This window comes from Burkholderia sp. BCC1644 (assembly GCF_902833225.1).
Taxonomy (GTDB): domain Bacteria; phylum Pseudomonadota; class Gammaproteobacteria; order Burkholderiales; family Burkholderiaceae; genus Burkholderia.
Genome location: NZ_CADFEI010000009.1, coordinates 1 through 11,960 on the forward strand (window position 1 = coordinate 1; position 11,960 = coordinate 11,960).

The 11,960-nt window shown below is 64.0% G+C and carries 10 protein-coding genes and 1 pseudogene; 5 read left to right on the plus strand and 6 right to left on the minus strand.

All coding sequences use genetic code 11. The features are described from left to right. From HWX87_RS18900 to HWX87_RS18915, 4 genes and pseudogenes are all read right to left on the minus strand, one after another. Positions 1-158 (minus strand): annotated as a pseudogene (locus HWX87_RS18900) (polyamine ABC transporter ATP-binding protein); the annotation flags it as partial. Positions 159-671: 513 nt separating this feature from the next. Continuing rightward, entirely contained in the window at positions 672-1,139 is a 468-nt protein-coding gene (locus HWX87_RS18905) for a nucleoside deaminase (RefSeq protein WP_176048544.1), read from the minus strand. 110 nt (positions 1,140-1,249) lie between these two features. Further along, complete coding sequence (cynS, locus tag HWX87_RS18910) at positions 1,250-1,720, minus strand: cyanase (RefSeq protein ID WP_176048545.1); 471 nt, start codon at positions 1,718-1,720, stop codon at positions 1,250-1,252. A 30-nt stretch (positions 1,721-1,750) separates the two neighbouring features. Continuing rightward, positions 1,751-2,410, minus strand: coding sequence for a carbonic anhydrase (locus HWX87_RS18915; RefSeq protein ID WP_043178750.1), 660 nt, complete (start codon positions 2,408-2,410; stop codon positions 1,751-1,753). Between the two features lie 113 nt (positions 2,411-2,523). Here HWX87_RS18915 and cynR point away from each other — a divergent pair, with 113 nt between their 5' ends. The 5 genes from cynR to HWX87_RS18940 all read left to right on the plus strand — a co-directional run bounded on the left by cynR (position 2,524) and on the right by HWX87_RS18940 (position 10,212). Then, on the plus strand, positions 2,524-3,420 hold the full coding sequence (gene cynR, locus HWX87_RS18920; protein ID WP_176048546.1) for a transcriptional regulator CynR: 897 nt from the start codon (positions 2,524-2,526) through the stop codon (positions 3,418-3,420). A gap of 199 nt (positions 3,421-3,619) precedes the next feature. Beyond that, complete coding sequence (locus HWX87_RS18925; RefSeq protein ID WP_176048547.1) at positions 3,620-6,172, plus strand: type VI secretion system Vgr family protein; 2,553 nt, start codon at positions 3,620-3,622, stop codon at positions 6,170-6,172. Next, entirely contained in the window at positions 6,169-7,248 is a 1,080-nt protein-coding gene (locus HWX87_RS18930) for a DUF4123 domain-containing protein (RefSeq protein ID WP_244137705.1), read from the plus strand. Before HWX87_RS18925 ends, HWX87_RS18930 begins: the two co-directional genes overlap by 4 nt. A gap of 480 nt (positions 7,249-7,728) precedes the next feature. Continuing rightward, a complete protein-coding gene (locus HWX87_RS18935) occupies positions 7,729-8,184 on the plus strand; it encodes a DUF3304 domain-containing protein (RefSeq protein ID WP_176048809.1) in 456 nt (151 codons plus the stop codon). 15 nt (positions 8,185-8,199) lie between these two features. Further along, the gene (locus HWX87_RS18940) at positions 8,200-10,212 is read left to right on the plus strand and encodes a DUF2235 domain-containing protein (RefSeq protein ID WP_176048549.1); all 2,013 of its coding nucleotides are present in this window, start codon (positions 8,200-8,202) and stop codon (positions 10,210-10,212) included. A gap of 76 nt (positions 10,213-10,288) precedes the next feature. Here the strand turns inward: HWX87_RS18940 and HWX87_RS18945 are convergent, their stop codons facing one another. Together HWX87_RS18945 and HWX87_RS18950 are read right to left on the minus strand one after the other, a co-directional pair. Then, positions 10,289-10,492: a hypothetical protein gene (locus tag HWX87_RS18945; RefSeq protein WP_176048550.1), complete on the minus strand. Its 204-nt coding sequence runs from the start codon at positions 10,490-10,492 to the stop codon at positions 10,289-10,291. Between the two features lie 34 nt (positions 10,493-10,526). Continuing rightward, complete coding sequence (locus tag HWX87_RS18950) at positions 10,527-11,846, minus strand: DUF3422 domain-containing protein (protein ID WP_176048551.1); 1,320 nt, start codon at positions 11,844-11,846, stop codon at positions 10,527-10,529. Positions 11,847-11,960 lie beyond the last annotated feature (114 nt).

Genomic DNA, 11,960 nt, shown 5'->3' on the forward strand with positions numbered 1-11,960 from the left:
CCGCAGCCCGAGCTGCCGAGCAGCGCGAACAGCTCGTTCTTCGCGATCGTCAGGTTCACGTTGTCGACGGCCGTGCTGTCGCCGAATTTCTTCACGACGTTTTCGATGCGCACGAAGGCGTCGTTCGGCTTGAGCATGTCCGCCGTCGGTCGATGCATCGCATCAGGTGTACTGAATGAATCCCGTTTCATGATGGTCCGTTTTAAGCAGGTAAGCGAATCTCTGGCGTCAGGCGCGACCGGTCGGCAGTCGCGCGGTGCTGGCGGAGAGGGATCGAGCGATTCCTCGTCCGGAACGAATGGCGCAACGAAACAGGTGTGGGGGCTCGCACGGCGATCGAGGGCAATCAGTCGCGAACGACCGCAGGCACCGCGCTGGCTGTCATGAAGATTTCATCGGTTTTCATCGGGCTTTCCGCACGTTTCTGTCGTCTCCAGTGCGAATTTTTAAACCCGTCAAAAACCTTTTGGATCGCGGATTTCCGTTCCGGACATTGAACGGGATCGATGTTTGGGGAGGCGGCAAAACGGGGCACGACCCGGCCGCGCGCGGCAGCGCAGGCGCCCCGGCGGCACGGGCGCCGCCGGGTGACACGGACGGTGAAACGGAGGGTCGGGAAAACGAGCAGCCGGGCGGCTGCCACGCGCGGCCTGTGCGCCGCGCGGGTCACGTCATTTCGCGTTCAGTTCCTTCCAGCGCCGGTAGACGTCGATCGCGTCGCCGTGCTTGTGCTGCACCATCGGCAGCCGGCGTTCCTCGATCGGTTTCGCATATTCGGCATAGAACGTGTCGAGCTCGAAATACTTGCGGTCGTCGCGGTAGAACGGCGCGTAGTCCTCGCGCGTCGTGATGTAGATCACGCGTTTCGGGCTGCAGTAGTACAGCGAACCGAGGCACATCGGGCACGGGCTGGCGAGAATGTAGATCTCGCAATCGGTCAGGTGCTCGGTGCCGAGCTTGCGGCACGCGTCGCGCACCGCGAGGATCTCGGCATGCGCGGTCGGGTCGCTGGTCTGTGCGACGAGGTTCGGGCTTTCCGCGACGATCTCGCCGTCGCGGACGATCACCGTCGCGAACGGGCGGCCGCCCTCTTCCACGTTCTTCATCGCAAGATCGATCGTGCGTTTCACAAAATCCATGGCTGCGTCCTCGTTGAAACGGAATGGCGGGAACGTGCGGCGGCTTCAACCGGCCGATGCACGTCGGGCGGGAACCTGCGCGGCGCCGCTGCCGCGGCGCCGCGCCGGCCTCAGAACGGCTTGGTCGGCAGGTACTTGCCGTCGAGCGTGATCACCGCGCGCGAACCGCCTTCCGGATCGTCGACCTTCTTCACGTCGAGCCGGAAATTGATCGCGCTGATGATGCCGTCGCCGAACTTCTCGTGAACGAGTGCCTTCAGCGTCGTGCCGTACACCTGCAGCATTTCGTAGAAGCGGTAAATGGTCGGGTCGGTCGGCACGCGATCGTCGATGCTGCCGCGCAACGGGATCGTCTGCAGCAGCAGCACCGCGTCGTCGTCGAGGCCGAGCTTGCCGGCGACGCTGCGCGCCGCATCGGCCGGCAGTGCATGCTGGCCGAGCAGCGCGGCCGTCACGAACGCTTCGCTCAGGCCCGTGCCTTCGGTGAGCTGCGCGAACGACAGGTGCTTGCGCGCCTTCGCGAGAACGACGGTCTCCGCGAGCGCGTGGCGGGCGGTCTGGCTGTGCTGGGACTGGATCATGGCAATTCCTCGTGGTGGGGTTGGAGCGATTCAGGCCGCGACGGGAAGCGTCGCGGGCGTGGCGCGGACCTCGGGATGGTCCGCCAGGGAGACGAACCGGCCGGTCGCGCCGTCATGGGCGTCGATGCAACCCGATTCGATGTCGTAGACCCAGCCGTGCAGCGCGAGCCGCCCTTCTTCGAGCGCGAGCCGCACGGCAGGGTGCGTCTTCAGGTTCGCCAGTTGCGCGACGACGTTCTCGCGCACCATCGAGTCGATCCGCTCGCGTTCGCTGCGATGCGTGCGCGCCTCGTTCACGACGCGCGCCGAATCGGCGTAGCGCAGCCAGTGGCCGACGGCCGGCATGTGGTCCATGCACTGGCAGGTCGCGATCGCGGTCATCGCGCCGCAATCGGAATGGCCGCAGATCACGACGTCGGTCACGCGCAGCGCGGCCACCGCGTATTCGACCGACGCCGACACGCCGCCCGGCTCGGGGCCGTACGACGGCACGATGTTGCCGGCATTGCGAATCACGAACAGGTCGCCCGGTTCGCGCTGCGTGACGAGTTCGGGCACGAGCCGGCTATCCGAGCACGAGATGAACAGCGCCCGTGGATTCTGGCTGCGCGCGAGGTCGCGGAACAGCGCGGCGCGCGCCGGATAGGCATCGCGCTGGAATTTCAGGAAGCCTTCGATGATGTCCTTCATCGCGTGTTCTCCGGTGCGGGTGGAATCGATGAAGGGCAGGTTACGCCGCGCTTCCAATAAGGTAAAAGACTGATTTATGATCAGGCCGATAAGCTCGACTTATAGGAACCACCATGCTGCTGCGCCATATCCATTACTTCCTGGCCGTTGCCGAACACCGCAGCTTCACGCGTGCGGCCGCCTCGCTGCACGTGTCGCAGCCCGCGTTGTCGCAGCAGATCCGCCAGCTCGAGGAAACGCTCGGCGCGCAGCTGTTCGACCGCACCGGGCGCGTCACGCGGCTGACGGATTCAGGCGAGGTGTATTTCCGCTATGCGCGGCAGGCGCTGCACGATCTCGCGGAAGGCCGGCGCGCGATTCACGACGTGCAGGATCTCAGCCGCGGCTCGCTGCGGCTCGCGGTCACGCCGACTTTCACGAGCTATCTCGTCGGGCCGCTCGTCGAGGCGTTTCACGGTCGTTATCCGGACGTGTCGCTGTCGGTACGCGAGATGTCGCAGGAGCGCATCGAGGCGCTGCTCGTCGACGACGAGCTCGATGTCGGCATCGCGTTCGAAGATGTGCAGACGGCGGATATCGAAGTGGAAACGCTGCTGGTCGAGACGCTCGCACTCGTCGTGAACCGTCGGCACGCGCTCGCCGGGAAACGCAAGGCCGGCCTGCGCACGCTGCACGACGCGCCGCTCGTGCTGCTGACCGCCGAGTTCGCGACGCGCACGCAGATCGACCGTTATTTCCGCGAGCACGACGTGCAGCCGCGCGTGCAGATGGAGGCGAATTCGCTGGGGGCGGTGATCGAGATCGTGCGCCGCACGAATCTCGCGACGCTGCTGCCCGCGACGATCGCGACCGGGCACGACGATCTCGTTGCCGTCGCGCTCGACCCGGCCGTGCTGCGGCGTACCGCCGTGCTGCTGCAGCGCAAGGGCGCGTACCGGAGCGCGGCCGCGCGTGCGTTCGTCGAGCTGGCGCTCGCGCAGGGGGCGGGACCGGCCACACGCACGCGGTAGCATGGCCGCCGTGCGCGGTCGCTGGCGGCCGTCGGGCCGGTCGCACGTGACGCGCCGGGGCCGCGCTACCCGCCGGCGCCGCGACGCCGAAGTCCCGCGATTTATCCTGTAAAATCGCCGATCGAGAGAATTTGTACGATAAAACCGGCGGTCGACTCGCCTCCCTGCTCATCGTTCTCGATTCAAGAGGGCCACGACGATGAATTCCCAAGAACTGGTTCGCGCGATCGGTGGCGGCCTGTTTCAGCAAGCACGCCTGCTCAAGCTCGATACGCCGCTGGGCCAGAATGTCCTGCTGCCCCAGACCGTTCACGGCGTATCGCGGCTGGGCCGCGATTTCACGTTGACTGTCGACGCCGTCTCGACCCGCGACAATATCGAGCTGAAGAAGCTGATCGCGCAGCCCGTCACGCTGTGGGTCGAACAGCAAGGCGACACCTATCTGCCGTGGCACGGCTACGTGCAGACCGCGCGCCGGCTCGGCTTCAACGGCGGCATCACCGCGTACCAGATCCGTTTCATGTCGTGGCTCGGCTTCCTCCGGTACCGCCGCGACCAGCGCATCTGGCAGGATCGCACTGCCGACGAAATCCTGACCGACGTCTTCAACCAGCATCCGCAAGCCGCCGGTATGTTCCGGTTCGCGCTCTCGGCACCGCTGCGAAACCGCTCGTTCTGCATGCAGTTCGAGCATGACTGGCATTTCATCCATCGCCTGCTCGAGGACGAAGGCCTGTTCGGCTATTTCGAGCAGGCCGAGGACGGCTCGCACCATACGCTGGTGATCACCGATTCGCTCCATTCGCTGCCCGCCGCCGCGCCGCCCCGCGTGCCATTCCTGCGTGCGGCCTCGGGCGACGAAACCCAGGCGCTCGTCCAATGGTCGGGCACACGCACCCTGCAGAGCAGTCATTACACGACGCGCACGTTCGACTACAAGTCGCCCGGCACCGCGCTCAACCCGAAGGGCACCGATGTCCCGACCCGGCCGGATCAGGGCGACCTGCCGAACCAGGCCGAGGTCTATACGTACACGGGCCCCTATACGTACGGTGCCCAGGGCGACGGCAATCGCCAGTCGACCATCCGGATGGAAGAATGGGAATCGCGCGCGAAGCGATTCCACGGATTCGGCGGCATGCGCGGCATCGACACGGGCCGTGTGTTCGAGCTGACCGACCATGTGGCCCATCCGCCGTCCGAACGGGACGGCAACCGGTTTGCCGTCGTCGAGACGGTCTGGTGGATCAAGAACAACATTCCGGCTGCGCCGTCGCATTTTCCGCACGGCCTGGCCGCGCAGTTCGACGCGATGAAGGCGCAGCTCGGCGACGCGGCCGGCGCGATGACCGTGCGCCACACCGACGGCAGCGAGGGTTTCTATCTCGTCGAGATCGAAGCACAGCGCCAGACGGTGCCGTTCCGCAGCCCGTTCGAGCATCCGAAGCCCGAGATGCACCTGCAGACCGCGACCGTCGCGGGTCCGAAGGGCGAGGAAGTGCATACCGACGAACTGAACCGGATCAAGGTCCGGTTCCACTGGGATCGCCTGAACGAAGGCGACGAGCGCGCGTCGTGCTGGCTGCGCGTCGCGTCGTCGGACACGGGCGGCGGGTACGGCAGCGTGCACGTGCCGCGCATCGGCGAGGAAGTGGTCGTCGACTGGATGTCCGGCGACTGTGACCGGCCGATCGTCACGGCGCGGCTCTACAACGGCGCGACCCAACCGCAGTGGCACACGGACGGGCTGCTGTCCGGCTTCCGCTCGAAGGAATACGCGGGCAGCGGCTACAACCAGCTCGTGATGGACGACGCGACCGGGCAAAACCGCTCGCAGCTCTACAGCAGCACCGCGAACAGCCTGCTGCATGTCGGTTATCTGATCGAGCAGTCCGGCAACACGCGCGGCGCGTACGTCGGTAGCGGCTTCGACCTGAGGACCGATGCATACGGCGCCGTACGCGCGAACCAGGGCCTGTACGTCACGACGCATCCGAAGTCCGTGTCGAGCCAGCCGCTCGACGTGCGCGAGACGCAGCAACAGCTCGTCGGCGCCGAAAGCCTGCTCGAATCGCTGTCCGACGTGAGCGAGACGCACCAGGCAGAAACGCTGAAACCCGGCCGCGACGCGCTGAAGACGTTCACCGACGCGACCCAGCAAAGCGTGCCCGGGGCGGCATCGGGCGGACGCACGTCAGGTGGCGGGACCGGTAACGCGAACGCGTTCACGCAGCCCGCGATGCTGTTCGGCAGCCCGGCCGGCATCGGGATGGCCAGCCAGCAATCGCTGCAGATCGTCGCCGACCGGCATGTCAACATCGTCAGCGGCCAGAACACCCATCTCGCGGCGGGGAAATCGCTGGTCGCAAGCGTGATCTCGTCGGTCAGCCTGTTCGCGCAGAACGCCGGGATGAAGCTGTTCGCCGGCAAGGGCAAGATCGAGATCCGCGCACACGACGACGATGTCGAACTCACCGCGCAGAAGACCGTGAAGATCGTCGCCGCCACGGCGCAGATCGACCTCGCGTCGAAGCAGCCAATCCTGCTGACGTCCGGCGGTGCATATATCCGCATCGGCAACGGCAACATCGAAATCCACGCGCCCGGCAAGGTGGATTTCAAGGGCGGCGATCACAGCTTCTCGGGCCCGGCCAGCACCGACTACCCGATGCCGCGCCTGCCCGAAGGCGTATGTTCGGAATGCCGGCGCAGCGCCGCAAAAATGAAATCCGCATTGACGCCCCGCACATGACATCCGCCGCCTCGATGAAGCCGTTTCACGACCTGACGCGCGCGTTGCCGCTGCCGGCACAGTGGCCGCGCACGACCGCCGAGCAACGGCACGACGACCTGCGCGACTGGCATCGCACGCGCCAAGCCGCGGAAACGCGCCCGCTGCGCCTGCTGGCGCTCGTCGACGGCGCGCTGGACGATACGATGCTCGACATGGCGCGTGCGCGCGGCATCGCATGGTGCTCGCTGTATCCGGACACGATGCTCGAAGCGTCGCGGCCCGAAATCGGCCCGTTCCTGCTGGACCTGACGGCGGACAACGATGCGTCGCACGCGACGATGCTCGACCTGCTGAATGCAGGTGGCGATGCGGATCTCGCCGTGTGGCTGGCGACCGGCCATGCATTGACCGACCTAGCCACCTATCTGCATCCACTCGCCGAGGCGACGTTGCCCGATAAGCGCCAGGCGTTGTTGCGCTACTACGACCCATCGATTCTCGAAAACCTCGTGCAAATCCTGACGCCTGCGCAACGGCGCGAGTTGCTGGCGACGTTCGTCGAACTGCGTTACCGGTTCGATCCGTGGGAGGTCGTGGCGGGTCAGGAACATGGGCCGCTACCCGCCCCCACCGCGGCGTCGATCATATTCACCGACGCGCAATACGATGCGCTCGCACGCGAAGGGTTCGCGGAGTCACTCTATTTCCAGTTGCGCGACGAATTTCTCCCGCCGATGTCGGCTGTGCCGGACCGCTGGGGTATTCGCTATGCGAAGGAACTGGTCGCGCGGGCGCGGGAACGGCATGGGCTCGCGAACGAGAACGATCTCGCGTATTTCGTGCTGGTCGGGATGAACGTGCATCCGGCATTCGATGCGCATCCGGCGATCGCCGCGAAGATCGCGGCACGCGAGGACGATCGATCGCCGTTGTCGGAAGCGCTCGCGGACGTCGATGAGGATGTGTGGGCAGCGCTGCTGGACGGGCATCCGCTGGCAGGGTACGCCGCGGAGCGGGAGCAGGCGGTGGTGGCGGTCGATGCGTTGCCTGGCGCGGGATTGATCGGCGGGGGACAGGAATGGAGCGCGAATTGACGTGCGGGATGCGTCGGGCCGTTGCGATCGGCGCGGTCGCGGTAGCCGCGGGCGTTCTGGAGCCGCGCATGCGGGAAACGACGGGCCGTATCGCGTCATCGGGTACAACTTCACCGATCGGAGTATCTATGGTTTCATGATCCACGGGTTTGGGGCGGGCAACCTGCGCGCGCACAAACCGGGGGGTGGCGGTGGAACTATGTGCTGTATGGAAGTGTCATGCGGGAAAAGGACCTGCCATATCAAACTCGAGTACGAGTTGACTCAGGAGCAGTACAAAAACAACCTGCCTGGCGACGTTTACGAAACGGGCATCGCGATCCCCCCGCTTCCCGAGAAGCACGGTGGATATATCCGGTTTTACTTTCGTCCTGAACGCAAGATCGAGGCTCGATGGGCGGCAGCCCCGACCGATCCGCGCAACCCGAATACAACGAGCAATGCGTCGTCCACGACAAACTGAATGACAGGAACATCGACATGCTGACTTTGCTTCGCCGCCTCCTTCGCAACCCGATCGTCATCGCGGTATTGCTGCTGAGCGGCGCATGGTGGGTACATGCACAGACCTCAAGCTACGGCCCCTATCGGGTCGTGGGCTTCAACTACACCGAGCGAGGCGTCTACAACTTCGTTGTGGACGGTTTCGGCGCAGGCAGCGTGCACGCCCGCCAATTCGGCGGCGGCGGCGGTACCATCTGTTGCATGGAGGTGCCGCGCAACAAGAAAACCTGGCACCTCAAGATCACGTACGATCTGACACCCGAAGAGGACGCCAAGAATCTGTCGCCGGAGATCTACGAGACGGACATCGCCGTCCCGAAGCTGCCGAACAAGCGCGACGGCTATATCGAGTTCCATTTCCTACCTGAACGCAAAATCGAAGCGCAGTGGGTCGAATACCCGACAATGCCGCGCATGCGCACCACCAACTAGTCCAGCGAGGGAAACATGCCGAACGAAACCGTCGCCGCGCAAGGTGCCTCAAAAAGCCAGCCTGAATCGGCATCGGCGGCATTGCGGGCCGCACGCGCCGCAAGCGTCAGTGCGCAACTTCCGGCCGAGCCACCCAGCCCGTGCTTCCGTTGCAATCAGGAGATTTATCAAAGCTTCTTCTTCGACGGTTTCGCACAGAGCATGGCTGACACCGATCGCCTGTCGAATATCGCGCGTCTCTTCAACGCGCACGCGGACAGCAGCGATGAATTCGGCATTTACAAGATGTATTACGAAGGTATGGGTCGGGACCTGTCGGGGCAAACGGTCGGTGCAGTAAAGAAGATCCTGACCGACTCCGAAGCCGCGTTGCTCAAGGAAGCCGATGCCAAAGTGATCAAGGATCCCGGCAAGAAGATCGCCGCCGACATCGCTCAACGGTTTCGCGACTCTCCTGCAGACAAAGGATTGCTGTCACGGGGCACGTCGTCCGTCCTCGACGGGCTGGATCATGCGGGGGAGACCGCGAGAAATCAGATCAAGGAATCGGTGACGCCTGGAAAAGTGGCGGCCGCGCTGCTGCCGGCCGCCACGACCATCGCTGCAGATTCCATTCCGGTTGTCCGAGATAGTGAATTCGCTGCAGGTTATATGGGGACGGGCTTCGATGCACGAGTTAACAAAGCTGTTGCGGATTTCAAGAACAACATTGCGCATGCCACGTCGGCCGATCCGCGCGAAATCAAGCGCATCCGTGTAGCGATTTTCGGATATGACCGCGGCGGCGTCATCGGACGGAAATTCGCAAACGAATTGATCGGAAAGACCTGTACGCAGAAGGACGGTAAGGTCACTTACAGCGGCATCGAAGTCCAGTTCGATTTCATGGGGTTGTTCGACTGCGTATCGACGTCCTATGCGGACTCGATCTTCACCAAAGTCGTCGGGCCCGTACTCGGCGTCGTTCCCGGCGAAGGCAAAGTCGCCAGCCTCAGCATCAAGGGGCTCAGTTTTTTTCTCGCCCTCTCCAAGCAGTCGCTCGGGCAATTCGACATCCAGAAGGAATTCAAATCGATTGTCCATCACGTCGCCGCGACGGAACTGCGCTTCTACAAGAACCTGGATTCACCGCGAAAATCGCCGGACCATGCGAACTTACTGGAGATCGTCTATCCCGGCAGTCAGTCGGACGTCGGAGGCGGCTTCCGCGATGGCGAGGATCAAAAATCCTCCGAACTAGCACGCGTCTCCGCACGAAACATGCTCGATCGTGCCTGGTCCGCCGGCGTGCCGATGATGCCACTTGCCAAGCTCCGCACGATATCTCCATTGGCGGCACGCGAATTCGACTATCGCAAGACCGTCAATGTCAACGGCAAGGATCTCAACGTCAACGATCTGTTCGGCGCATACACCGCGATGCTTCCGAAAACAAACGGCCCGCTCGAGAAACACTTCCTCGAACATCAGAAGCTGTTCGTGTCGTGGGCACGCTATGTTCACGATCGCACAGGCCACTACAGCAGCGGCAGCAATCTTTTCATCAACACCATCGATGCCGACGTCTACAACTCGATCTTCACGAGTGGTGGCGGCTTGCCGAACTACGAAGGTCGGGATTGGTACTACAAAGGCCAGGATCCGAATTCCAAAGTTCCGCAGTCGACCTTCGGCGAACGCCGGACAGTCGACGACATCTCAGACAAAACAGTGCGTGCACTGGCCACCGCATGGGTACACCCAGCAAAGCTGACGCCGGAAGTGATCGCGTTTTTCGACAACTTCGTGCACAACACAATTACGCGGCTCAACAACGTGTCGCTCGGCGACGGCGTATTCATGCAACTTCGCGAAATCGAAGAGAAAGGATGGATGGCGCGTCAGACCGATTCCGCCAAAGACTATATCAAGAAAGTCCTTGGCAACATCTCGAAGAACATCCAGGATGCCCAGGACGAATACGTCCGGCAGGTCACGTCCGGCCAGATTCCGCACGGCGCGTCGATCGGCGACCTCTCCGGCGACTGAGCACTACACACCGCGCCAATCAACAAACCCGCCCGGCCGCACATGCAGCCGGGCGGCACACACGATCAACCCTGCGTCAGTTGTACCCGAGAATCGCCACCGCCGCGACATCCGGCCGATCGAGCGTATTCCCGACGAGCGACGCCATCGGCTCCTGCAGCACGGCCTGATACGACGTCACGCGCGCGGCCTCGGGCACACCCGCGTCGTCCGGCGCCGGTTCGTCGAACGCGGCATCGAAACCGCTGTAAAAGCCCGCTTGATTCTGCGAAAAAGTCATCTCCACTCCTTTACCTGATCATGTTTTAGATGTTCTAACCAACCTGCTTCAACGTCGCCGCGTGCATCGTCGTGCCGTCATGCGCCGCCTCCGATCGCGCCAGCTGTGCGCGCGTGCGCCGCGTGATGTGAATCACCGCGAACACGACCGGCGCGATCAGCAGGCCCTCCGCCAGTTCGGGATCGACCGGCAGGTTCATCACATGCAACGCCTTGAACGCCGCCGTCGCGAGCGACAGCACGTAGTACGAAATGGCCGCTACCGACAGCCCCTCGACCGCGTGTTGCAGATGCAGCTGATTGCGCGCGGTACGTTCCATGCCGACCAGCAGGCGCGTCACGTCCTTTTCCTGCGCGAGGTTCACGCGCGTGCGCAGCAGGTCGACCGCCCGCGCAATCCGCGCGGCGATCTGTTCGTGGCGCGCCCATACGCTGCGACATGTTTCCATCGCCGGCGCAAAACGACGCTCCATGAATTCGGCGATCGTCGGCATCCCTTCGATACGCTCCTCGCGCAGCTCGTGAATACGCGCCAGCACGAGCTTTTCGTATGCCCGCGACGCGCTGAAGCGCGCGCCCGATCCCGACAGCGATTCGACCCGCACGGCGAGATGCGTGAGCTTGACGAGCAGCGCCGTATCGTCGCCGTCGGCGCCGCTCGCGTCCATCCGCTGCATCAATGCGTGCAGCGCCGCGTGGATCTCGTCGAGCTCGCGGCTCATCCGGCGCGCGACGGGCAACGCCAGCAGCGCCATCATCCGGTAGGTTTCGATTTCATGCAGGCGCTGCAGCAGGCGGCCGCCCTGCTCCTCGCGGAAATCCTCGTCGACGACGAGAAAGCGCATGAAGCCGTCGTCGCGCACATGCCAGTCGCAGAACACCTTGCCGCCGCCGAGCACGTTGCTGCCGACGAGCGCGGGCCCGTCGATCCAGCGGCGCAGGTCGCCGCACACGAGCCGCGCGGCGTCGCCCGTCAGCAGTTCCATGCGCACCGCGACGAAGCGGATGCCGGCCAGCCGCGCGAACCACGCAGCCGGAATGCCTTCGATCGCGAGATCGTCGAAATAGCCGGTGTCGCGACGCGGGGCGACGAACGTGAAGGTCGAGAATTCGGTGTGGCGCTCCCACTTCAGGTGCCAGCCGCTCGGCGACTGCACCGCGTAGTGCGTCGCGCCTTCGTGCGGCGCGGCGATGCCGGTATCGCGGCACAGCGCGTGCAGCAGCGTTTCGTGGATGTCGGGCTGGCCGTCCGCGTAGATCGCGTAATGCGTGAGCGACACGGCTTCGGCGAGCCGCAGGAAGGGCCGGGCATGCAATTCCGCGGCCAGTGCGGCGCGCAACGGATGGTCGATCATCGATACACCACGCTTCCTTGTTCAGTCCTGCACACCGGATCAACCGGCCTGAACGCCGCGCCGCCCTCGGGCGAAACGCCAGCGTGATCGCACTATGGCAGACACACAGCAACA

Bases quoted from the DNA above. Each gene is read 5' to 3' on its own strand.
- cynR (WP_176048546.1), top strand. From the start codon at position 2,524: ATGCTGCTGCGCCATATCCATTACTTCCTGGCCGTTGCCGAACACCGC.
- HWX87_RS18935 (WP_176048809.1), top strand. From the start codon at position 7,729: ATGCTGACTTTGCTTCGCCGCCTCCTTCGCAACCCGATCGTCATCGCG.
- cynS (WP_176048545.1), bottom strand. From the start codon at position 1,720: ATGATCCAGTCCCAGCACAGCCAGACCGCCCGCCACGCGCTCGCGGAG.
- HWX87_RS18930 (WP_244137705.1), top strand. From the start codon at position 6,169: ATGACATCCGCCGCCTCGATGAAGCCGTTTCACGACCTGACGCGCGCG.
- HWX87_RS18950 (WP_176048551.1), bottom strand. From the start codon at position 11,846: ATGATCGACCATCCGTTGCGCGCCGCACTGGCCGCGGAATTGCATGCC.
- HWX87_RS18940 (WP_176048549.1), top strand. From the start codon at position 8,200: ATGCCGAACGAAACCGTCGCCGCGCAAGGTGCCTCAAAAAGCCAGCCT.
- HWX87_RS18945 (WP_176048550.1), bottom strand. From the start codon at position 10,492: ATGACTTTTTCGCAGAATCAAGCGGGCTTTTACAGCGGTTTCGATGCC.
- HWX87_RS18925 (WP_176048547.1), top strand. From the start codon at position 3,620: ATGAATTCCCAAGAACTGGTTCGCGCGATCGGTGGCGGCCTGTTTCAG.
- HWX87_RS18905 (WP_176048544.1), bottom strand. From the start codon at position 1,139: ATGGATTTTGTGAAACGCACGATCGATCTTGCGATGAAGAACGTGGAA.
- HWX87_RS18915 (WP_043178750.1), bottom strand. From the start codon at position 2,410: ATGAAGGACATCATCGAAGGCTTCCTGAAATTCCAGCGCGATGCCTAT.